Genomic DNA, 22380 nt, shown 5'->3' on the forward strand with positions numbered 1-22380 from the left:
CCTATTCTCCATATTTACATAAATATTGCACATTTTGTTAAGTAAACTTTATAAAAGACAATTTTTACAAAAAGTGCACGCTTTAGATGTAATCATTTGCTTTTAAAATAAAAGAGTTTTCCAAAATATTTATTTTTGAACAAGGTATTAGAGGCATGTTTATCTATTTGTCACTTCACCAACAAAACTGTTTGAGCTTGCATTTTTAATATGAATTTCTATCACGCTACCTGTAGAGGCTTCTGTATCGACAACAACAGGTAAAAGCCAAGGGGAACGCCCTACCATTTGCCCTGAGTGACGTCCAGGTTTTTCGATGAGAACGTTCGTTTTTTGATCAATTTTAGAACGCAAAAACGCATTTTGTTGCTCAAGGAGAAGGGCTTGTAAATGTTGAAGTCGGGCATCTTTTACAGATTCATCAACATGATTTTTCATTGTGGCTCCCACTGTTCCAGGACGGGGGGAATATTTAAAAGAATAAGCTGAACTGTACTGTACTTGTTGAATAAGTTTAATGGTTTCTTCAAAGTCTTCATCTGTTTCTCCTGGAAACCCTACAATAAAATCACCTGAAAAGGCAATATCGGGTCGTGCCGTCCGAATTTTTTCGATAAGATGAAGATAATGAGAACTTTTGTGTTGGCGATTCATGGCTTTTAAGATGCGATCTGAACCTGATTGAACAGGCAGATGGAGGTAAGGCATTAACATATCAAGATCTCGATGTGCGGCGATAAGGCTATCATCCATATCACGCGGGTGGCTGGTTGTGTAACGCAAACGCTTTAAACCATCGAGTTTTGCAAGATGATAAAGAAGATCGCCAAGACGCCAAGTTTTGCCATCAGCACTTTGTCCATGCCAACCATTGACATTTTGTCCAAGCAGCGTAATTTCTTTGACACCCGCTTCGATGAGTTGAAGGGCTTCCTCGGTAATTTGCTCGACAGACCGTGATATTTCAGCACCGCGTGTGTAAGGAACAACACAAAAAGTGCAAAATTTATCGCAACCTTCCTGTACTGTTAAAAATGCGCTAACACCTCGTTTTCTTACTGCATGTTTATTATGGGGCGGCAAATGAGCAAATTTATCTTCAACAGCATAGTCTGTTTCGATAATTTTTTTCCCTTGTTTGGCTTTTTCTAACAATTCTGGCAAGCGATGATACATTTGCGGACCAATAACAAGATCCACTGTTGGCGCACGGCGCAAGATTTCACTTCCCTCAGCTTGTGCAACACAACCTGTTACACCAACCATCAGGGGTTTATCAGGTGTGCGCTCTTGACGCATAACGCGCAAACGACCAAGATCAGAATAAAGTTTTTCTGCTGCTTTTTCACGAATATGACAGGTATTAACAAGAATAAGATCGGCATCATTGGGAATTTGTGTTGTCACATAGCCTTGCGAACTGAGGCTATCAGTCATCCGTTGGCTATCATAAACGTTCATTTGACATCCATAGGTTTTGATAAAAACCTTTTTAGGAGCAACAGGAGGCGTATTTTTAGGATTTACTTTATTCATAGTGCTTGTCTAAATGTTTTTTACACAAATCTCAATCTATTTGCTTAAAAGTTTTTTGCATGATAATTGCATCACCACGACCATTTTTTGACGCGTAATAGGCAAGACGTTCAGAAATTTTTTGAAATTCAAAGCGTTGATAAAGGTTCAAAGCAGAAAGATTTGTGGCTTCTACTTCCAAGAATAATTTTATAGCGCCCTTGTCGTGAAGATGGTGAACTGTACGATCGATAAGAAAGGTACCAATTCCTTTTTGACGATAATGAGGATGAACAGCAATTGTGATGATTTCTGCTTCATCAAGGATGAGACGGCATAGGCAAAAGCCTAAAATTTGATCAGAGTGATCAATGAGAAAAGCTTTGTATCCGAAGATAGAGTGATCTGTTAAGAAATTATCAAAAGCTTGTTTTTCCCAAGAAGGGGTAAAACAATGCTGATGAATTTGATGAAGAGAAGCACTATCATTAACTTGTAGCGGAGCAATTCCAAAATTCTTTTTTGTCAATGAAAATTTGGGCATTATTTTTTTTGTGGTAAAGCAAAATTGGTTTGTTGTTTTGCATCAGCGCTGCGTAGATAGAGTGGGCGAGGTGAATTTTTTGATTGTTTGTTTGCAGCAAGATAAGCATAGTTTACAATATCGGCCGCTTCGCAGGGGATTTTTTCTAGGACAATTTTTTCGTGTATTTTATGGTTTTTAATATGTTCCATAACGACATCAGCAGCTGGGCCAGTCAGTCGGGTTTTTTTGGGCAAATTTTCGAGGATATTTTCAATTGTTTTTAATCCCGGCTCTCCCAAAGGTGTGAGATCATTATGAAAATTTTGATGGTAGAACATTCCTCTCCCTGCTTCAATGACAACAGTAATTGCCGATACTGTACTTTTACTGTTTATGACTTGTGCTGCTAACGCTTCAAGAGCACTCACTCCAACAGCTGGTATTTCAAGTGCTAATGCCAAAGCGCGTGCTGTTGCAACACCGACACGTACACCAGTAAATGATCCAGGTCCAATATTGACAGCAATACGCTCAACTTGATCAAGCGTCATATTGGCTTGTTTCATTATTTGTGTAATCTGCCCAATAATTTTTTCGGCATGTCCTTTGTTCATGCGTTCATTGATACGCGCAATAACAGATTTATGACGAATAAGCGCAACAGCACAATAAATTGAAGCAGTATCTATAGCAAGGATAAGCATAAAAATATTTTAGTTGAATAAAACGATAAATAAAAGTCCTGCTGTATTTTTAATCTTTTCATTATCGTATATTTCATTTGTAAGAAAGTTACTAGTGCCAATAAGCAACAATATCTTTTTATGAGATAGAACGAGATGTTAATTTAATCCTTATTTTTATCACTTTTTGAATGAGTACCTTGAGTATTGTAAGATTCTCTTATTTTAAATTTACTTATGGTGAAACAATTAAATTTATTAGCTTGTATATTACAAGCGGAGTTAGCGTATGAATCAAAACTCCTTTCACGAATCATTTAAATGTAAGGGTTGTCACAACTTTTAAGCTATCAAATAGTACGTTGATGCCACTTGTATTACATAGTAAGTAAAAGTAATTTAAAAGAGGAAAAGTCATGATCTCACATTTTTTCCAAATAAGAATATATTTTATCAGTCTTTGTATAAAAACCTCAGCGTAATGAGAGCAGATGAAAGAAATGGTATTGTTTTGTATGAGTTACGTATTTTGATACTACCCCGTTGCAAATCATTATGGACTGAAAAGCAAAATTGACAGTTTTCACTTAAATATCAGCTCTTTCAATTTTTTGTATAGAATAATGAGCAATATTTTAGAACTTTTTCTGGTTTATGAAAGAACTGATTTTAATAATAATGAGGACTTTGGGTTGATTGCATACTACGTTGAAAAAATAATAATCAATGCACATTTTAAAATGTTATATGATTTAAATCATTCAATTGTATCATAATAAGGCTACAAATACCGAGAATAATTATGGAGCAGGTTGAAGCCAAAATGACGCGCCATCCTGCTTTTTTTAGTGATCGGATATCAACACCTAATCCTAGTGCAGCCATTGAGATAACAGTAAACAACTGGGCAATAAATTTGATGGGATTGATAGCCTTTTCAGGGATAAGACCACTTGAGCGAACAAGCATCATGATAATAAAGCCAATGATAAACCATGGGACGAGGGTATGTAAACGCAAGCGTGTTTCTGCTGATCGGCGATAAATGATTGATAGAGTAAAAATAACAGGGCCTAACATGAGAACCCGTACTAATTTGACAATTGTTGCAATTTGAACACTTAGAAAAGAGATAGGTGCTGTTGCTGCTAAAACCTGTGGTACAGCATACACAACCATGCCAGCAAGCACACCATATTGGCTAAATGACAAATTCAGAGATGGATGTAAAAAGGGTAGAAATAAAATAATAAGAATTCCTAAAAGAGCAGTGAAGGCAATTGACGCGGCTACATCGTCATGTTTTGCTTTTATAACAGGTGCAACGGCGACAATAGCTGAATTGCCACAAATAGCATTCCCACAAGCGACCAGCATTGCCAAATGTGTAGAAAGCCCGAAAAGTCGGCCGATGGCAAAGCTCAGGATAATCGTTACGAATATCACGAATATGATACTAGCAAGCAAATTCCAGCCAGCTGAAAGGACTGCGTTAATGCTAATGCTTGCTCCTAGAAGAACGATAGCAATTTCGAGAAGTGTTTTTGCACAAAAGGTGATACCTTTTTGAAAATATGTTGGCAAAGAAAAACAACTACGGATAATTGATCCTAGAAGAATTGCCAAAACAAGGCTTTCAAGCCACGCTTCCGTGAAAAACTGTTTTTCTACAACTTCTAAGCCATAAGCTAAGGCTGATATGAGTAAACATACTAAAATACCAGGACCAAAGTCGTTTAAAAGTGAGAGATTTTTCTTGATCATTTTAATATTCCCCCGTCATTAAAGAGCTAAAGGTTAAGAAGAAAAAGTTTTAAAGATTTGTTCTTGCTTGTACAGCTGCTGCTAAAGTTCCATCATCAAGATAATCAAGCTCACCTCCTACAGGAACACCATGAGCAAGTCGCGTAATTTTAACTGGAAAATTAGAAAGCTGATCAGTGATATAGTGAGCAGTTGTTTGACCTTCGACAGTCGCATTGACAGCAAGAATAATCTCCGTAATAGGATTTTGTACAACACGCTGTATTAAGGTGGCAATGTTGAGTTCGTCAGGACCTATTCCATCTAAGGGGGAGAGTCGTCCACCCAACACATGATAACGTGCGGCTAAAGTTTTTGCGCGCTCAAGGGCCCACAGATCAGCAATATCCTCAACAACGATGATTGTTGTATCATCGCGGCGCAAATCTGTACAAATTGAACAAGGATCAATGGTATCGACATTTCCACAAACAGAACAAATACCGACTTTTTCGATAGCTGCTTGTATAGCCGCTCCCAAAGGCTCCAGCAATGTCTCCTTTTTTTTGATAAGATGAAGCGCAGCACGACGCGCTGAACGTGGACCAAGACCTGGTAACCGTGATAAAATCTGAATGAGACGTTCAATCTCAGGTCCTGCAATGTATTTAGACATATTTTTGTCTCACGGGAAAAAACCGTTTCATTAAAATGGAAGCTTGAAACCTGATGGGAGTGGTAGCCCTGCCGTTATACTTTTGGTTCTTTCTTCTATTGCAACTTCGATTTTTGTTCTTGCTTCATTATAAGCTGCCATAATGAGATCTTCAAGAATTTCACCTTCCTCAGGTTTGAGTAATGAAGGATCAATTTGAATTGCTGTTATAATATTTTTGCCATTTAAAGTGATATTGACGAGACCACCCCCTGCAGTGCCCACAGCTTGCAGATTAGCTATTTCCTCCTGAATCTTCTGCATTTTTTCTTGCATTTCTTTGGCTTTTTTCATCATGCTCATCATTTCACGCATAGGAATAGGTATCCTTATTCATCATTGATATCATTTTTATTTTTAAAAATATCAGCATTTTTAAAGGTATTGGAGAGTAAATCAAGATCATTTTCTTCTTTATTGAGTCGAATATCGACAATTTTTGCTTCTGGGAAATGATTGAGGATTTTCGCAATATCAGGATCTGTTTCTGCATTAGAAAAAAGAGTCTTTTGAATCGCTATACTTTCCTCCTGTAAGGTTGGGCCACCTCCTTCATTAACAAAAGTTATTGTCCAGCGTTTTTCTGTCCATTGAGATATCTTTTTTTCTATATCATGAGCAAGAAATTGTGGGGTATTTTCAGAAAGTCTTAAGGTAATATGCCCAGCTTCAAAAGAAACAGGATGAACAAATTCTTTAATAAGGAGTTTGAAAGGAGTGTCATTATGCTGTTCGGCTAATTGAACAATATCGTGCAAAGAATTAATCACGAGAGTTTTAGGTTCAGTAATCTTTTCTGTTGTTTGCGTGACAGAATGCGATAAATTTACAATCTTTTCAGAAAGATCAGTAGATGGAGAAGTTTCTAGAATTTCTGTTACTTCTTGGGCGTTGATTTTGTCATAGTTTTGATTTTTAACTAAATTTTCCGGTTGTAAGGAATGATCTAATTGGTTTTTCAAAGAGCTTTTTAAATCTGATTGATCGGGTAATGTATTTGAAACGCTCGAGGAAGCATGGGCTCCGACCATTGTTTCTTTTGTTATATTATTTGCATTTGTAGATTCTTGATGAGAAGAGTTTTTAACCAGTGTGAGAGGCGTTTTTTCTTGCGTAAGCTTTTTTAAAGCCTCATCAAGAGTTGGTAAGTCAGCCGTGTGAGCAAGACGAATTAAAAGCATTTCAGCGGCTTGAAGAGGACGTGCAGTTTGATTAACTTCCTGTAAACCTTTGAGTAACATTTGCCAGTTTCGGGATAAAATAGGAACGGAAAGTTTTTTTGAAAAGTCTAAACTTCTTAAACGTTGTTCTTCAGTTAGAGAGAAATCTTCCACTATTTCTGGTGTAAAACGTAAACGTGTGACCAGATGATTAAAATCGGCTAGTTCTGTCAATATAGTAAGAGGATCAGCACCTGCTTCATATTGACTGCGTAATTCATGTAACGCATTGACAACATCGCCCTTCATAATAAATTCAAAAAGATCAATGATACGTGCTTGATCCGCTAATCCTAACATTGTACGCACCGCAATAGCATTAACATTGCCATTGCTATGGGCGATTGCTTGATCAAAAATGGATAATGCATCACGTGCTGATCCTTCTGCAGCACGGGCAATCATAGAGAGTGCTTGATCTTCTACTTCCACCTTTTCATATTTCGCAATTTGACGCAAATGTGCACTCAAAGCTTTTGATTCAATACGTCGTAAATCAAAACGTTGGCAACGCGAAAGAATTGTAATAGGAACTTTGCGAATTTCTGTTGTGGCAAAAATAAATTTCACATGGGACGGTGGTTCTTCAAGAGTTTTCAATAAACCATTAAAGGCTTGTGTTGAGAGCATATGTACTTCATCTATAATATAAACCTTATAGCGTGCAGAAACAGGACGATAGCGTATTTGTTCAATAATTTCACGAATATCATCAATGCCCGTATGAGAAGCGGCATCCATTTCTATAACATCAATATGGCGTCCTTCGATAATTTGTGTGCAATGTTCTCCAAGAGAGTCCAATACGGTTGTTGGTTGATCAATATCTTTTGTTTTATAATTAAGCGCACGTGCCAAAATACGTGCTGTTGTGGTTTTACCTACGCCACGAATCCCTGTTAACATCCACGCTTGTGCAATACGACCTTTTTCAAAGGCGTTGGTGAGAGTACGCACCATAGCTTCCTGACCAATGAGGTCAGAGAAGTTTTTTGGTCGATATTTACGAGCAAGAACACGATAGGCTGTTTCTACCGGTAAATTTTCCATGAGTATTTCCAACTTCGAAGTTCTTTATGCGTACATTTTGATAATACAAAAGCATAGATCAATACTGTAGTCTCATATAAAAGGATTTTTTCTTAATCAAATTATTTATGGGACAATTTGTTTAAAAATAACAAAACCCCTTTATTTGCTGCATACAAATGCTGCTCTGAAGATTAAAAATACCTCGCTAAAAGACAGCATAAAAAATAATTTCTTCAGCAAAATAGGAGGTTGGAACGATGACCCGTACCAGAACTCGTTGGGGCTGCTTCTTTCCAGACCTGACCCAGTTGGCGAGTAGTTCGTCCACCACCAACCTCCCAAGCTCATATTGTCGATTTGGAATGAAAAATCAAGATCAGAAACGAAAAATATCCTAAGAACGACGAAGAATTTTCCTTTGCGTTTAATTTATTGACATATAAACAACAAAGAGATTGTGGATTTACCAGTTTTTATAGCAGTAGCTCTTCATATTTATTTGGTATGAAAATATTTTTTCGCTTAAGATAGTCTGAATGTATAATTATTCTCATTCGCTGAAACATGTAAGAGTTTTAGGATAGATACATCTGTTCTAAAACTACGAAATTGAATCATCAAAAATTTACAATAGTCAAAGAAGCAAATAAAGCAGATAGATCATGTAATTGGCTAACATTCGAAAGTTAGGGGGAAGAGTGCTATTTAAAGAATTATAAAATATTGCTTTAATGGTGTTTCTCATCTCACACAAAACAGAACATCCCAAACAGAACAACTTAATGTTTTACATTCACAGGCTTTTTAAAGAGCTATTGCTCAATACTCTTAACTATATTTCAAACGCCACTCATAATAGTATACATGCTTCCCTTGAGTTATAAATCTATTGTTGCACTACCCTCTTTATGCTTAATACAAAGTATAAATTTTAGCCCTCATGCTATTTAACAACTCCCAATGTTGCGATCCCTTGTACTTGAGAGGCTTTATAAGAAGCATTTTTATTCCTTTTTTTAATCGTTTTTACTCACACACCAATCCCATTTGTAACTTTCGAGGAAACGATTTTAATGGATTCAATATGAGATTTAAGATGGGAGGATCTTACTTTATTCGTGGTTTTAATTCAGTGTAAGAAAATCAAAGTTTTATAATGATAAGCCAGTATCTTAAATATCTTATAAGAGCACCACCTCTTTTAACATAATATAAATATATAAATACTGAGTAGATGTTATCGCTCTTTTTTTGCGTGCTTGTTCTTTTAATTAAAAAACATTGATGTTCATCACAAGGTGGGTCAATATATGAAGTTTCATTATTTGAGAAAAGATTTCATATATTTTTTAAGGGGCTGTACTCATACAAGAGGAGATGCAACATTCAACGCTATAGAAATAAGGGGATACTGATTTTATAAGCATAAAAATGGTTCTTATTCGATATAAGCGACATTTTATAGTTTCAAATAATATATTCTTTAATAAGGAGGGAAAAGCGAGATAATTTTTATAAAAAGCTGAATGAGTATGACTTAAAGTGCAGTGAGGAATGCATCTGTAGAGCAAATTTTACTTTTCCGTTTATCTAAGTGATTTGGGTACGATGTGCTTTATATCACTTAAAATGAAGCAGTTGCGAAGAGAGAAGCATATTCTTATTAAAAAAATAGCTCTGATAGTAGAAAATACAGAACAATTTAAATTTAGTCTTTTAGTTTTCGCAAAAGTTCCTTAATATCTAACCTTATGAGCAACTTAAGGTTTGCCATATTAGGATAAAAACACCTCTTCAGCGATAAGTTTTAATGGCTCATTATGCTGTATTTTGAAAAAAATAACTGAAAAAAAATAAATCTACTAAAATTTAGATGTTATAGAAATATTGTTAATCATAATCTCCTGTGTCACAATTTGTTCCAACAACTTTTTTCTTCGTAATATTTTTAAAAATATAATGTCCTGACGAAGGAAAACTTATATGAAGAGATTTTATATTTTTTAGGATAAAGATCTTCTTTTCTTTATCATGGGTTATTTTTTTTTCATCATCAACAGCAATTCTCAATTTGTTTAAATCAGAAGGGGTAGAGTACGATAAAGTAAAGGATACTTTCTTTGGTTCAAAGATACTACAAGAGTATTCAGCTCCTTGATGGATTGTATCGGATGGGATGATCACAACACTTTCATCCAGCCCAAAATTCCATTTTCTCTCACCAAAGCCAGCAAACGCACCACTAGAGTAGGCGAGAATATTTGCGGCTAATAATCCTTGCATGAAGATTTTTTTCATTATCTTCTCCTTTTTCTAAAGTGAGGTGAATCATAAATCAATTTTTATAAAGATAAAAGCTCAAACTTAACGCTAAAATCAGGGCTAAGTTGCATTTTCTAGTTTTAAACCATGTTCAGACTGATATCAGTCTAAGAAATTTGAATGCTCTATCATGTATAATAATTTGAATTGTTTTGAGAGCTAATTTAGAAGTTCGTTATCTTTATTGGAATATTGTCAGAGGAAATGACTTTTCTCAAGAAGCTCTCTTTGAAGATATAAAAGGAAATAGATGGTACAAGCGTTTTTATTTTTGGTTACTGTGTTTTTTTACACTGGTTTTTATACAAGTTGAAGTGCTTTTTATCATGATATAATTTGTGAGAAAATATTATGCAAATAATTTATATATTCTGTTACGAGCTGTTTTTTCTTCTTCAGTTTTTATGAAGGGTGTTGAGTAGAAAAAAACGAGCTCTTTCAGGATACGTTGCATTATGAAATTTTTACGATGCTTTTTGATATCAACAAAAAATGATAGCAGCTTAATTGCTTTTATATATACGATGTTCGATCGTTTTGTGCTGGATAAGTACCGATAATACGCAGTTCTGCAGAAAAGAAAGATAATTCTTCTAAGGCAAGTTTCATCATCGGGTCTTCAGGATGTCCTTCAATATCAACAAAGAACTGTGTTGCATTGAAATTTCCACCAATTTGATAGCTTTCTAATTTTGTCATATTGATACCATTCGTTGCAAATCCTCCCATAGCTTTATAGAGAGCAGCGGGGACATTGCGCACTCGAAAAAGAAGACTGGTGATGATTTTTTCGCCATTTTGAGGTTTGGGGACATGTCGTTTGGAGCGTGAAAGGATGACAAAACGGGTAATATTATGAGGGTTATCTTCAACATCTCTTTCAAGAATATCAAGTCCATAGAGTTCTGCTGCGATTAAAGGTGCTAAGGCAGCCTGTGAACGTTTAGCATTTTTTTTAATAAATTTTGCAGCTCCAGCGGTGTCAGCAGAAACAACAGGTTTCCAACCGTTGTTTCGTATGATTTTTCGGCATTGTGCAAGGGCATGCGTATGGCTGTGGACGGTTTTAATTTCGTCATGTGTAACGCCGGGCAAAACCATGAGTTGAAAATGGATAGGTAAAAAATATTCATCAATAATATAAAGAGATGACTGTGGTAAAAGATGATGAATGTCTGCAACGCGTCCCGCAAGGGTATTTTCAATAGGGATCATAGCAAGATCAGCTTTCCCGCTTTCCACTAAATTAAGGGCGTCTTCGAAAGTAGCAGAGGGAACAGCATCCATATTGGGGAACATATTGGAGCAAGCAATATGGGAATTAGCGCCGTATTCTCCTTGGAAAGAAATTTTATTGGTTTTTTTAAGTATTTTCATGCTAAAATCTCACAAACTCTATCGAGATCATGTTGTGTGTCTACACCTAAGGGAATTGTATCGACTATTTCCACATCGATACGCATATTGTTTTCTAATGCACGTAATTGTTCAAGTTTTTCACGTTTCTCAAGTGGTGAGGGTTTGAATGATACAAATTTCTCAAGTGCTTCGCGCCTATAGGCGTATATTCCAATATGGTGATAAAGAGGACCCTCTCCATAAGGTGCTTTGGCGCGCGTAAAATAAAGAGCACGAAGGCGATTTTGAGAAAGCGGTGTACCAATGATTTTGACAACATTGGGATCTCTTGTTTCATTTTCTTCAATGATTTTGGCACCCAAGGTTGCAATATCAGTAAAGCTATTTTCTAAAGGGCGTAGCGCACGAATGATTTCACGAGGCATGATTGTTGGTAAGTCACCTTGTATATTTAAAATGGCGTTGTAGCGTTGTTCAGGATCAATGCGCACTAAAGCTTCATAAATACGATCAGATCCAGACTTATGATCACCTCGTGTTATGATATATTCATGCCCATAATCTGCAACAGCTTTAGCGATATCATTATGATCTGTTGCAACGATTGTACGTCCTATTCCAGCTTTTTTGGCTTGTTCTACGACATGAACAATCATCGGTTTTCCGCCAATTTCAGCGAGAGCTTTTTGAGGAAGACGGGTTGAGCCCATACGGGCAGGAATAAGAATAATTGGTTCAAGAGCCATTGTAAGATTCCCAATGTCATCTGTGATGCATTTATGATATTGTGTGTTATAAAGAAAAAGCTTAAACTAAAAATGGTAATAAAACCGTGAACATTTGAGTTTTTATGAATCGCTCGAGATTTATTTATTTTATTTGTGCTTGTTTATGTGTGCTGGTCGCTATTGTGGGGATTTCCACACTCAGCAATATAATTTACGATCATCCTACATCAGTCCAATATCATCATACAGTTGCCAAGAATGATATATTTCAAGAAAAACAAAAAGCACCTGATGTTTCCCTATCACTAAATAGCCGCCTTCAACAAGGCAATTTTGAAAATGGCCGTAAAGTTTTTCGCCAATGTGCCATATGCCACACATCTGGACGCAATGAAGCAGGGCGTGTTGGTCCAGTTCTCTGGGAGATTGTTAACCGCCCTTTGGCATCAGCAGCAGGTTTTGCTTATTCACGGGCATTACGTGCTCATTCTGATCAAAAATGGGATTTTGTAACGTTAGATCGTTATTTACATTCTCCACGTGAAGCTTTTCCTGGGACCATTATGTCTTTTCGTGGAATTAAAAATGACCAAGATCGTGCCGATCTCTTGCTTTATTTACGCAGTTTATCCGATCATCCTGTTCCTTTACCAATGGATAATAATAAAGCGAACGAGCCAAATTAACTTATACCATAGATGTTAATTTTAGAAAGAAGTCTGATTTTTTTGTAATTTTAGTTTCACAGTTTTATAAAAAGAGCTCTTATTGATGTTTTGTTAGGGGGGAACGCCCCTCACGCAAAACAGAACATATTTAACATTGCATATTTACTCGCTTATTTTAAAGAGATCTTTTATAAAAATGCACTCTTTACGCTGTCGTCTGTGGATTGGTTTTCAAGATTTGTGTGCTTCACTTTTTCTACATATACTTGTCTGTGAAATTATTGCTGAAGGATTATCAATTCATGAGCCGCAGCTTTCTGCTTCTGAATGCAATAATTATGTAATTAAAGCTCTCCATGAGGTTTATCTCAATCCTTCTATACACATCAATCCCTATGTACTTTTACATCAAGTCCCATGTATTTTTCTTATGAACAGAGACAATTGATTGTTCTTATACGTGCAATAATCCTAAGCTGCATTTTATGATGCTCGATGAATAGACGTTTTCTCTTGAGGTTAGAGATGTACGGACAGATCATTGACCTTTTATAGTATCGATCACTAAAATATGACTTAAATTATTTATTTATAGGTTATGGTTTGAAGTAAGCACTTTCATGTGAAACAATTTTTATGTGTGAATAGTAAAATAGTTGAATAGAGTTCTGCTGATTGTATTTTTATCTACGTCGAAAATTTTTTACACAAGAATACTGATAGCAGCTGCGTTCCCACGAGTCTCTGTCCATTTATAGACGATGACATGAAATTATGCTGATAATCCATTATAGAGAATTATTTTTTCACAAAAGGTTTGCCATATTTGTGATAAATTTAATAGGTTTCATTGGTTACAATGTTTCGATGACTTGCGATAAAATTAATTAGTATTTCAATACATATTGCGAGAGTGCTAAAAATTAGTGGAAGAGAGGACATAATCATGATTCTCCAAGCTTCTTAATAACTATGGTATTTTCTTTATAATTTGAGCGTTTATAAGTAATAATATTAAATTGCGCTAATAATCCATTATAGAGAAGAATCTTTCCTACTAATGGCTCTCCGATGTTTGTGATCATTTTAATAACTTCCATTGCTTGTAGGGTCCCAATAACGCCAGGTAAAACACCGATGATTCCAGTTTCAGCGCATGTTGGGATAGTCCCGTGAGCTGGAGTGGTGGGAAATAAATCGCGATAGTGAGGATTATTGTCTTTATACGGCATAAGGACCGTTAATGAGCCATTAAAACGTTCTACAGCACCGCTTATTAGAGGTTTTTTGCATTGGGCAGCGTGATCAGCGAGAAGATAGCGTGTGGTAAAATTATCACTTCCATCAACAATGATGTGGTAAGCATTGAGCAGTTTATCCACATTACTTTTATCTAAGCGTAGGGTGTGTTTTTCAACTACAACATGGGGATTTATTGCTTTTATAGTGGTTTCAGCACTGTCTGTTTTGCTTTTGTTGATTGCATTTGTTTTATGAATAACTTGGCGTTGTAAATTGGAAAGTGAAACGATGTCGTTATCGACAATTCCAAGGGTTCCAACACCTGCGGCAGCCAAATAGGTTAAGACAGGAGCACCAAGACCACCCGCGCCTACAACAAGAACACGTGCTGTTTTTAGCTTTTGTTGCCCTGCACCACCAATCTCAGGCAAAATGATGTGGCGTGCATAGCGTTCGATTTCTTTGTTGTTTAATTTTATATCTGTTTCTTGTGTCATAAATTTTCTCTTGTCATAGTTCTTTTATTGTTTACTAAGTTTATGATGCATAGACCAGTCTGCTTTTAGGATAGAGAGGATTTATTTATGAAAATTGCCATTCAGATGGATCATATTTCAACAGTTCGGATTCAAGGAGATACGACATTTGCACTCGCTTTAGCAGCCCAAGAACGTGGACACTCTCTCTTCCATTATACACCAGATCGTTTATCTCTATACGATGGTTGTGTGATTGCACGACTAGAGCCATTGATTGTACATGATAAAGAGGGAAGCCACTATCGATTAGAAAAGCCTGTTCGTACGGAATTAACAGATATGGATGTGGTTCTTTTACGCCAAGATCCACCTTTTAATCTCAATTATATCACAACAACTCATTTGTTAGAGCGTATTCATCCTAAAACACTCGTTGTGAATGATCCTGCATGGGTACGCAACAGTCCAGAAAAAATTTTTGTTACTGAATTTTCTGATCTGATGCCAGAAACATTAATTACCAAAGATATTGAAGAAATAACAGCTTTTAGAGAGACATTTGGCGATATTATTGTTAAACCACTTTATGGGAATGGGGGCGCTGGTATTTTTTATTTAAGACAAGATGATCGCAATTTAGCATCATTGTTAGAAATGTTTGCAGAAATTTATCACGAACCTTTTATTGTTCAGCGCTATTTAGAGGCAGTACGAAAAGGAGATAAAAGGATTATTTTGCTTGATGGTACACCTGTTGGAGCTATTAATCGAATTCCGACAGAAACAGATGTGCGCTCTAATATGCATGCTGGAGGTCGCGCGGAAAATGTGGAGTTAACAAAACGTGATTATGAAATTTGTGAACGCATTGGTCCAGCCTTAAAGGAACGCGGTCTTCTTTTTGTGGGGATTGATGTGATCGGAGATTATATAACAGAAATTAATGTGACGTCTCCTACGGGAATTCGTGAAATTAAACGCTTCTGCGGTACGGATGTTGCTCATTTGTTTTGGGATGTTATTGAGTTCAAGCGTTCAAATGAATTTATTTGACAGAGGACAAAAACATGGTTTTAAAAAAATGATCCATGTTGTTTTTTATATTTGTTATGTTGCAAATGTGAACTAGAATGACCGTATAATATAAATTAAGAGGCTTTGTTTTCAATTTTTAGGGAGTTTATAGATGAACAAAGTATTATCAATTGGAGTGGGATTGATTTTTGCGCTACTGCTGTCAGCAAATGGAGGCAATGCGCGCGATCAAATACAGATTACTGGTTCATCTACAGTTTTACCTTATCAAAAGATTGTTGCTGAAACATTTGGAGAAATTTATCCCCATTTTAAGGTTCCTGTTATCGAATCGGGAGGAACAGGAGCTGGTATTAAGGAATTCTGCCGTGGTATTGGGGAGAACACTGTTGATATTGTTAATGCTTCGCGAGCAATGAAACCGAGTGAATTACAGTCTTGTTTTGATGCTGGTGTAAAAGATGTTGAGGAAATACGTATTGGGTATGATGGCATTGTTTTTGCAACTGATATTAAGGGACCTGATTGGAAATTACAGCCAGTAGATGTTTATAAAGCCCTTGCTGCTCGAATTATTATAGACGGAAAGTTGCAACCGAATAATGTTTTGAAATGGAGTGCAGTCAATAGTGCTCTTCCTGATTGGACGATAGCAGCGTATATTCCTGGGGAGAAGCATGGGACACGTGAAGTTTTTGAGGAAAAATTACTTACTGAGGGGTGTAAAGAGAGTGGGGCAGTTGAGGTGATGAAGTCTTTAGGAATGGATGATAAGGAGATACACACTGCTTGTATTGCGGTACGTAAGGATGGAAAAGCGGTTGATATTGATGGTGATTATTCTGAAACATTTGCGCGTCTAATTTCTAATAAAACAGGGGTTGGTATTTTTGGTTTGTCTTTTTATCAAAATAATGCTGATAGGCTAAAGGTTGCCGATATTAACGGTTTTGCGCCAACAGTTGAGACGATTTCTAGTGGACAATATCCGGTTTCTCGTCCGCTTTTTTTCTATATTAAGAAAGCACATTTAGGTATTATTTCAGGTTTGCGAGAGTATGTTGATTTTTTTCTTTCTGATCAAATGATTGGTCCAGAGGGTCCTTTGGCTGAATATGGTTTGATTGTTTCTCCTGAAAAGGAACGTCAAGCACAGCGTTCTGATTTTTCTGCTGGTCGAGTAATGACATTGAAATAATTTGCAGGGAAAATTTGTTGGATTTCTGAGATAGGAAATTTGGGTGCTATTTTTTTATAAAAACTGAAAGATAAAATGCGCATTTCCTTCATTGTTTTGCTATTATTGATTTTTGGATTTTGTGGCTTTTGTATTTCTTATATGCGAGCACGCATTCTTGAATACAGACAACATAAAATGCATTCTCGTGCGTATTATTATGGCTGGTGGACATTTTTGATTACTGTTATTCCAGCTTTTATTTTTTTAATTGTTTGGGATGCTGGGAGTACAATTTATTTAGAATATAATGCCTCTCGAGAGCTGGGGGCGTATAGTGCGCATGTAACAGAGCCTGTAAATCACGATCTACTTTGGGAGACACTTCGAAGTCTCGTCAAAAAGATTCATCGCTTTGAGGGGAATCTTTCTACCGCTTCCTATAAGGAAGTGCAGGCACAATTACTCGCGAAGGGATTGATTTTATCCGATGAAGCATCGGATGATGTGTTCAAAATAGCACAGTCGTGGGTATTCTCTTCTGAAAAGCTTAAGTTTATAGGTTATGTTTTTCTTTTTGCTATTGCGTCCTTTGGTTTTATCTGTGGAATGATGCAAATTGCGCCTCATCAACGTGCCCGTAATAAGGTTGAATCTTTTATTATTATTGGATTGATTTGTGCATCTATTGTTGCAGTCTTGACAACAATAGCCATTGCGCTTTCTATGCTTTTTCAGACAGTAAGCTTTTTTCAGTCTGTATCCTTTTCAAATTTCTTTTTAGGAACAGTTTGGGATCCGCGTTTTTCCGCGAGCGGTTCCAGCGATGAAGTAGGACAATTTGGTCTAATACCGCTTCTTGCTGGTACGCTTTATATTGCATTTGTTGCCATGCTTTTTGCTGTACCTATAGGACTATTTTCAGCTCTTTATATGGCGGAGTATGCTTCTGCGCGATTGCGAGCAATTGTGAAGCCATTGTTAGAAGTTCTTGCTGGCATTCCAACGATTGTTTATGGCTTTTTTGCTTTGAAGGTTGTGGGACCATTTTTACGAGATCTCTCTGCTTCTCTCTCAGACGGGGTTAGTTTTATTATGGCACAAAGTGTTTTGACTGCTGGAGTTGTGATGGGAATTATGTTGATACCTTTTGTTTCCTCTTTATCGGATGATGTTATTACGGCTGTTCCACGCATTTTACGTGAAGGTTCTTATGGTTTAGGCGCAACGCAATCTGAAACAATTAAAAAAGTTGTTATACCAGCAGCGCTTCCAGGGATTATGGGGGCTATTTTGTTGACGGCATCGCGTGCAATTGGAGAAACAATGATTGTGGTTTTGGCGGCAGGTGTTGCAGCAAATTTAACACTCAATCCTTTCGAAGCAATGACTACGATGACTGTTAAGATTGTTAATCAATTGACCGGTGATTTTGAGTTTAATTCTCCACAAACTCTGGTGGCTTTTGCCTTAGGGATGACGCTCTTTGTTATGACACTTTTGATGAATATTCTAGCTCTTTATATTGTGCGTAAATATCGGGAACAATATGAATGAATGAAGATTTTTTTCCTCGTCGCAATATTAGTCTCAAGCGTCGGTATTGGGCTGAACGTCGTTTTCGTGCCTATGGTTTGATTGCCATTTTTATTGGTTTATTTTTTTTATTTACGCTTTTATGGTCTATCATTAGTCAGGGTTATACAGCTTTTTTTCAAAGTGAAATGACATTATCGATTTATTTGGATGAAAAGATCATTGATCCAAGTGGTCAACGTAAAACAAAACCACAAGTGCTCATGACGGCGAATTATCCACTTCTTGTACGCAATGCTTTAGCGAAGAAACTTAATATCAATCAAAATGATCGAGCCTCTCTTTTGGACGTTAACCGTATGTTTTCAAATGGTGTCCGTGTTCAACTGCGTGAAATGGTGACAAAAAATCCAAAACTGATTGGCACAATGCAAAAAGTTAAAGTTTTGGCATCTGCGGATATTGATTCTGCTTATAAGGGACAGATTGATCTGCGTGTAGCAGAAAAAAACCGTAAAGTTTCTAATCGACAAATAGAATGGATAAAGCGTTTAGCGCATGATGGTACGCTTTATAAAACATTTAATATTGGTTTTTTTACATTTGGCGCTTCAAGTCGTCCTGAGACTGCGGGATTAGGTGTTGCGATCATTGGTTCTCTTTATATGATAGGCATCGTTTTATTAGTTTCCCTTCCGATAGGCATAGCAACGGCTCTTTATTTAGAAGAATATGCACGCAAAAATAAATTTACAGATTTTATAGAGGTTAATATCAATAATCTTGCAGCTGTTCCTTCAATTGTGTTTGGTCTTTTAGGACTCTCTTTTTTTGTTAATTTTTTAGGATTACCACGTTCAGCCTCTTTTGTTGGTGGTCTTGTTTTAGCGCTCATGACTCTTCCCACGATCATTATTGCAACACGTTCTGCTCTGCGTGCTGTTCCTCTCTCTATTCGTTCTGCAGCTTTGGGGTTGGGAGCATCAAAAACACAAATGATTTTTCATCATGTTGTTCCTTTAGCTGCGCCTGGCATTTTAACAGGCACAATTATTGGAGTCGCTCAGGCTTTGGGTGAAACAGCTCCTTTGCTTTTGATTGGAATGGTTGCTTTTGTTGTTAATATTCCTACGACCCCCATGGATCCAGCAACGGCTTTGCCTGTTCAAATTTTTATGTGGGCGGGTGAAGCAGAGCGTGCTTTTGTTGAAAAGACATCAGGTGCTATTATTGTATTGATGATTTTTCTTGCGATCATGAATATTTCTGCGGTTTTTTTACGTCGACGATTTGAACGCCGCCAGTAATTTTAATAAAACAACAGCTTTGATAAGATTTTTGTAAGGTGAATTTTTGTAATGAAGATTAAAATGCGCGGTCAGGATGTGAAGGTTTCTTACGGAGATAAAGAAGCACTCCACGGTATTACACTTGATATTCCTGAACATCAAGTAACTGCTTTGATTGGTCCATCAGGATGCGGAAAGTCAACTTTTTTGCGTTGTTTTAACCGTATGAATGATACAATTGAAGGCGCTAAAACAACTGGTCTTATTACCTTAGATGGGGAGAATATTTATGACACACGGATTGATGTTGTAGAATTGCGCGCTCGTGTTGGAATGGTTTTTCAAAAGCCCAGCCCTTTTCCAAAATCTATATTTGAGAATGTTGCGTATGGTCCACGCATTCATGGTTTAGTTAAAACACGCTCTGAATTGCATGATGTCGTTGAAAAGAGTTTGAGGCAGGCAGGTTTGTTTGAAGAAGTAAAAGACCGCCTTCATGATCTTGGAACAAGTTTATCAGGGGGACAACAACAGCGTTTGTGTATTGCACGTGCTATTGCGGTTAGTCCTGAAGTTATTTTGATGGATGAGCCCTGTTCAGCTCTTGATCCCATTGCAACAGCACGGATTGAAGAGCTTATCGATGCGTTACGGCAAAATTATACAATTGTTATCGTAACGCATTCCATGCAACAGGCCGCACGTGTTTCTCAATATACGGCTATGTTTCATTTAGGGCATTTGGTAGAAGTTGGTGCGACTGAAATGATCTTTACCTCACCAAAAGAGCAACGGACACAAGATTATATTACGGGGCGTTTTGGATAGGTGAATTGAGGAGTGTAAGATATGTCTATGAAACATACTGTCCGTTCTTATGATGCAGAACTAAAATATTTAAGAGTAAGGATTACAGAAATGGGGAGCCATGCAGAAAGGATGATTGAACGTTCTGTCGCATCGGTTGTGAGTAGTGATCTTCAACTTGCAACGACAGTGATTGCCGATGATGTGTTTTTAGATGAAGCAGAACGTGACATTGATGAAAAAGCGGTTGCTATTATTTGCAAACGCCAACCGATGGCTGTCGATTTGCGTGAAATTATTGGAGCCATTCGTATTTCTTCTGATCTTGAACGGATTGGGGATATGGCAAAAAACATTGCTAAAAGGACTGTTGCACTTTCAGAAATACGTCAATCTGCTTCTGTTTATCATGGGCTTGAAACAATTACAGCTTTAGCACTCAATCAATTAAAAGAAGTCTTAAATGCTTATACGAGTCGCCTATTAGAGCGTGTTGACGCGGTGCGTGAGCGTGATGAGAAGATTGATGCTTTGTATACTTTTCTTTTTCGTGAACTTTTGACGTATATGATGGAAGATATGCGCAATATTACGGTTTGTACGCACTTACTGTTTTGTTTAAAGAATATTGAACGAATTGGTGATCATGTTACTAATATTGCTGAAATGCTGCATTATATCATAACGGGTTACCATATGTCCTCTGATCGTCCTCGTGATGACCTTACTTATAAAGTTGGGGTAGGTGAGAAGAAAATAGATTAAAATTTTTCTTATATGTATAAAATAAGTTTGTAGATATATGAGTATTTTCTTACAGTGCAGCTATAAGAAGAATAAGATAACCATTTTATGGCAAAGCACAAAGAAGCAACAAAGAGTTTTTTCAGAGAAGCATGGCAGATTGTTAACTCTTGGTTTGACATATTTGTATATTGGATGATATCATCACTCGTATTGTGGCAGGAGGGGAGTTTTCTAGGGGAATTTCCTTTCAGATCATTTTGTTAAAATTTTATATTAAAGGGGATATCTGTATTATTTTTTCGTATGTAGAAGAAGTGGATAGTGTTACTTTATTGTAATTGAAACGTGTGGGTTATTATAGCCTATATTGAACCATGAAGAATAACAATATCGATCTGTAAATTAAGAGTTTTTTATTTTTTATTTTGCATAGATACTTTTTGATTACCTCTTGTATTAAAATTTTACTGAGTGGTAACAATTAGCTATGTACTTTATTGAGAGATACATTTAAAGCTCATTTCAAGACTTGAATATATCAGAGATTATAGGAATGTATTGCATAAGATGAAAAAAAATCGTTGGAATGTTTTTGTTACCTGTTGTGTAGCGCCGTTAGTTGTTGTGGGATGTGCTTCAAGTCATTTAGATGCTGGAAAAATAAATAATAATAAGACAAAAGCGGTTACATATCCATTGACAGAGCGTCAATGTCTTATGCGAGCGATGTATTTTGAATCAAATCGCACAAGCCGTGAAGGAATGATTGCCGTTGGAACGGTTGTTATGAATCGTGTTAATTCAACCGCCTATCCTAAGACGATTTGTGGTGTTGTTGGTCAATATAGGCAATTTGCTCCTGGTGTTTTAACGCGTCCTATGACGGAGAAAGCATCTGTTGCTCGTGTAAGAGAGGCGGCTGATGCCGTTTTACGGGGTGAACGAGATAAGAAAGTTAAACACGCTAAGTTTTTTCATACCGCTGGTTTGTCTTTTCCGTATAAAAACATGCATTATGTTCAGGTTGCAGGGGGAAATGCTTTTTATGAAAAACGATCACGTGATGGAGAGCTTCAAGTTCCTACAAATAATCGCCCTTATGATGTTGCTTATGCTTTTGCTCAAGAACGTTCTGGTCATGCGCCAAGCTTTATAGATGAAGGCTTAGAGAGTAGGGGCGTAAAGGCAGAGAAAAGTACATCTCCTTCGACAGAAGTAGCACAGTCCAAGATGGCACATCCTGCGCCTTTTGCTATGGTACAGCTTGATAAAGTTCCTATCCCTGCCTATGCACCTCAACATCTAGCTAGGAAAGAGGAAAATAAAACGATTATGGTTTTACCTTCATCTGATCAGTTAAATGCAATTGTTGCAATGTTAGAAAAACGACACAGGAACTAGTAAGTTTTTCATGACCAAAGAAGGATGATATACCCATTGCGGTTTATGAATTAAGTGAATTTTAGCGATAATGATACGCATAAATATACGTAGAGAAAGCGAACTCAAAGGATCTGAAAAACAATTTATAATATGACGACATAAAGAACGCATTCT

The 22380-nt window shown here is 36.8% G+C and carries 19 protein-coding genes and 1 other RNA gene; 8 read left to right on the plus strand and 12 right to left on the minus strand.

What is annotated here, in order from left to right; translation table 11 throughout:
• Positions 1 to 159: 159 nt before the first annotated feature.
• The 11 genes from miaB to ACFINK_RS05170 all read right to left on the minus strand — a co-directional run bounded on the left by miaB (position 160) and on the right by ACFINK_RS05170 (position 11861).
• The gene (gene miaB, locus ACFINK_RS05120; protein WP_375611806.1) at positions 160 to 1536 is read right to left on the minus strand and encodes a tRNA (N6-isopentenyl adenosine(37)-C2)-methylthiotransferase MiaB; all 1377 of its coding nucleotides are present in this window, start codon (positions 1534 to 1536) and stop codon (positions 160 to 162) included.
• 31 nt (positions 1537 to 1567) lie between these two features.
• Positions 1568 to 2059, minus strand: coding sequence for a ribosomal protein S18-alanine N-acetyltransferase (gene rimI / locus ACFINK_RS05125; protein ID WP_375611805.1), 492 nt, complete (start codon positions 2057 to 2059; stop codon positions 1568 to 1570).
• Positions 2059 to 2745 carry a tRNA (adenosine(37)-N6)-threonylcarbamoyltransferase complex dimerization subunit type 1 TsaB gene (tsaB, locus tag ACFINK_RS05130; RefSeq protein WP_375638366.1) on the minus strand — a complete coding sequence of 229 codons (687 nt, stop codon included), beginning with the start codon at positions 2743 to 2745 and terminating at the stop codon, positions 2059 to 2061. The genes rimI and tsaB overlap by 1 nt, the downstream gene beginning before the upstream one ends.
• A gap of 714 nt (positions 2746 to 3459) precedes the next feature.
• Positions 3460 to 4488: a YeiH family protein gene (locus tag ACFINK_RS05135; RefSeq protein ID WP_273790578.1), complete on the minus strand. Its 1029-nt coding sequence runs from the start codon at positions 4486 to 4488 to the stop codon at positions 3460 to 3462.
• A 49-nt stretch (positions 4489 to 4537) separates the two neighbouring features.
• Complete coding sequence (recR, locus tag ACFINK_RS05140; protein WP_273790577.1) at positions 4538 to 5143, minus strand: recombination mediator RecR; 606 nt, start codon at positions 5141 to 5143, stop codon at positions 4538 to 4540.
• 30 nt (positions 5144 to 5173) lie between these two features.
• Complete coding sequence (locus ACFINK_RS05145; protein WP_375638367.1) at positions 5174 to 5497, minus strand: YbaB/EbfC family nucleoid-associated protein; 324 nt, start codon at positions 5495 to 5497, stop codon at positions 5174 to 5176.
• Positions 5498 to 5511: 14 nt separating this feature from the next.
• Entirely contained in the window at positions 5512 to 7452 is a 1941-nt protein-coding gene (locus ACFINK_RS05150) for a DNA polymerase III subunit gamma/tau (protein ID WP_273790575.1), read from the minus strand.
• A 223-nt stretch (positions 7453 to 7675) separates the two neighbouring features.
• An RNA gene (gene ffs, locus ACFINK_RS05155) (signal recognition particle sRNA small type) lies at positions 7676 to 7773 on the minus strand.
• A gap of 1551 nt (positions 7774 to 9324) precedes the next feature.
• Positions 9325 to 9732, minus strand: coding sequence for a hypothetical protein (locus tag ACFINK_RS05160; RefSeq protein WP_375613320.1), 408 nt, complete (start codon positions 9730 to 9732; stop codon positions 9325 to 9327).
• Positions 9733 to 10269: 537 nt separating this feature from the next.
• Positions 10270 to 11133, minus strand: coding sequence for a prephenate dehydratase (locus tag ACFINK_RS05165; RefSeq protein ID WP_273790573.1), 864 nt, complete (start codon positions 11131 to 11133; stop codon positions 10270 to 10272).
• On the minus strand, positions 11130 to 11861 hold the full coding sequence (locus ACFINK_RS05170) for a 3-deoxy-manno-octulosonate cytidylyltransferase (protein WP_375632301.1): 732 nt from the start codon (positions 11859 to 11861) through the stop codon (positions 11130 to 11132). Before ACFINK_RS05170 ends, ACFINK_RS05165 begins: the two co-directional genes overlap by 4 nt.
• 104 nt (positions 11862 to 11965) lie before the next feature.
• Between ACFINK_RS05170 and ACFINK_RS05175 the strand changes: the two genes are divergently transcribed.
• Positions 11966 to 12529, plus strand: a complete 564-nt coding sequence (locus ACFINK_RS05175) for a c-type cytochrome (RefSeq protein WP_375638368.1) — start codon at positions 11966 to 11968, stop codon at positions 12527 to 12529.
• A gap of 926 nt (positions 12530 to 13455) precedes the next feature.
• Here the strand turns inward: ACFINK_RS05175 and ACFINK_RS05180 are convergent.
• Positions 13456 to 14250, minus strand: a complete 795-nt coding sequence (locus ACFINK_RS05180; RefSeq protein WP_375638369.1) for a molybdopterin-synthase adenylyltransferase MoeB — start codon at positions 14248 to 14250, stop codon at positions 13456 to 13458.
• Between the two features lie 87 nt (positions 14251 to 14337).
• Here ACFINK_RS05180 and gshB point away from each other — a divergent pair, with 87 nt between their 5' ends.
• From gshB to ACFINK_RS05215, 7 genes are all read left to right on the plus strand, one after another.
• Positions 14338 to 15285 carry a glutathione synthase gene (gene gshB / locus ACFINK_RS05185; RefSeq protein ID WP_375611796.1) on the plus strand — a complete coding sequence of 316 codons (948 nt, stop codon included), beginning with the start codon at positions 14338 to 14340 and terminating at the stop codon, positions 15283 to 15285.
• A gap of 133 nt (positions 15286 to 15418) precedes the next feature.
• Positions 15419 to 16465: a PstS family phosphate ABC transporter substrate-binding protein gene (locus ACFINK_RS05190; protein WP_375611795.1), complete on the plus strand. Its 1047-nt coding sequence runs from the start codon at positions 15419 to 15421 to the stop codon at positions 16463 to 16465.
• Positions 16466 to 16540: 75 nt separating this feature from the next.
• The gene (gene pstC / locus ACFINK_RS05195; protein ID WP_375611794.1) at positions 16541 to 18001 is read left to right on the plus strand and encodes a phosphate ABC transporter permease subunit PstC; all 1461 of its coding nucleotides are present in this window, start codon (positions 16541 to 16543) and stop codon (positions 17999 to 18001) included.
• Positions 17998 to 19287 carry a phosphate ABC transporter permease PstA gene (pstA, locus tag ACFINK_RS05200; protein ID WP_375611793.1) on the plus strand — a complete coding sequence of 430 codons (1290 nt, stop codon included), beginning with the start codon at positions 17998 to 18000 and terminating at the stop codon, positions 19285 to 19287. The genes pstC and pstA overlap by 4 nt, the downstream gene beginning before the upstream one ends.
• Positions 19288 to 19338: 51 nt before the next feature.
• Complete coding sequence (gene pstB, locus ACFINK_RS05205; RefSeq protein ID WP_375611792.1) at positions 19339 to 20097, plus strand: phosphate ABC transporter ATP-binding protein PstB; 759 nt, start codon at positions 19339 to 19341, stop codon at positions 20095 to 20097.
• Positions 20098 to 20118: 21 nt separating this feature from the next.
• Entirely contained in the window at positions 20119 to 20841 is a 723-nt protein-coding gene (phoU, locus tag ACFINK_RS05210; RefSeq protein ID WP_375638370.1) for a phosphate signaling complex protein PhoU, read from the plus strand.
• 549 nt (positions 20842 to 21390) lie between these two features.
• Entirely contained in the window at positions 21391 to 22224 is an 834-nt protein-coding gene (locus ACFINK_RS05215) for a cell wall hydrolase (RefSeq protein WP_375613326.1), read from the plus strand.
• Positions 22225 to 22380: the final 156 nt, after the last annotated feature.

Origin of the sequence: Bartonella sp. AA16NXGY, assembly GCF_042197325.1 — a bacterium.
In the GTDB taxonomy this organism is placed as follows: Bacteria; Pseudomonadota; Alphaproteobacteria; order Rhizobiales; family Rhizobiaceae; genus Bartonella.

Excerpts from the sequence above, each read along its gene's own strand:
- miaB (WP_375611806.1), bottom strand. The coding sequence starts at position 1,536 with ATGAATAAAGTAAATCCTAAAAATACGCCTCCTGTTGCTCCTAAAAAG.
- rimI (WP_375611805.1), bottom strand. The coding sequence starts at position 2,059 with ATGCCCAAATTTTCATTGACAAAAAAGAATTTTGGAATTGCTCCGCTA.
- tsaB (WP_375638366.1), bottom strand. The coding sequence starts at position 2,745 with ATGCTTATCCTTGCTATAGATACTGCTTCAATTTATTGTGCTGTTGCG.
- ACFINK_RS05135 (WP_273790578.1), bottom strand. The coding sequence starts at position 4,488 with ATGATCAAGAAAAATCTCTCACTTTTAAACGACTTTGGTCCTGGTATT.
- recR (WP_273790577.1), bottom strand. The coding sequence starts at position 5,143 with ATGTCTAAATACATTGCAGGACCTGAGATTGAACGTCTCATTCAGATT.
- ACFINK_RS05145 (WP_375638367.1), bottom strand. The coding sequence starts at position 5,497 with ATGCGTGAAATGATGAGCATGATGAAAAAAGCCAAAGAAATGCAAGAA.
- ACFINK_RS05150 (WP_273790575.1), bottom strand. The coding sequence starts at position 7,452 with ATGGAAAATTTACCGGTAGAAACAGCCTATCGTGTTCTTGCTCGTAAA.
- ACFINK_RS05160 (WP_375613320.1), bottom strand. The coding sequence starts at position 9,732 with ATGAAAAAAATCTTCATGCAAGGATTATTAGCCGCAAATATTCTCGCC.
- ACFINK_RS05165 (WP_273790573.1), bottom strand. The coding sequence starts at position 11,133 with ATGAAAATACTTAAAAAAACCAATAAAATTTCTTTCCAAGGAGAATAC.
- ACFINK_RS05170 (WP_375632301.1), bottom strand. The coding sequence starts at position 11,861 with ATGGCTCTTGAACCAATTATTCTTATTCCTGCCCGTATGGGCTCAACC.
- ACFINK_RS05175 (WP_375638368.1), top strand. The coding sequence starts at position 11,966 with ATGAATCGCTCGAGATTTATTTATTTTATTTGTGCTTGTTTATGTGTG.
- ACFINK_RS05180 (WP_375638369.1), bottom strand. The coding sequence starts at position 14,250 with ATGACACAAGAAACAGATATAAAATTAAACAACAAAGAAATCGAACGC.
- gshB (WP_375611796.1), top strand. The coding sequence starts at position 14,338 with ATGAAAATTGCCATTCAGATGGATCATATTTCAACAGTTCGGATTCAA.
- ACFINK_RS05190 (WP_375611795.1), top strand. The coding sequence starts at position 15,419 with ATGAACAAAGTATTATCAATTGGAGTGGGATTGATTTTTGCGCTACTG.
- pstC (WP_375611794.1), top strand. The coding sequence starts at position 16,541 with ATGCGCATTTCCTTCATTGTTTTGCTATTATTGATTTTTGGATTTTGT.
- pstA (WP_375611793.1), top strand. The coding sequence starts at position 17,998 with ATGAATGAAGATTTTTTTCCTCGTCGCAATATTAGTCTCAAGCGTCGG.
- pstB (WP_375611792.1), top strand. The coding sequence starts at position 19,339 with ATGAAGATTAAAATGCGCGGTCAGGATGTGAAGGTTTCTTACGGAGAT.
- phoU (WP_375638370.1), top strand. The coding sequence starts at position 20,119 with ATGTCTATGAAACATACTGTCCGTTCTTATGATGCAGAACTAAAATAT.
- ACFINK_RS05215 (WP_375613326.1), top strand. The coding sequence starts at position 21,391 with ATGAAAAAAAATCGTTGGAATGTTTTTGTTACCTGTTGTGTAGCGCCG.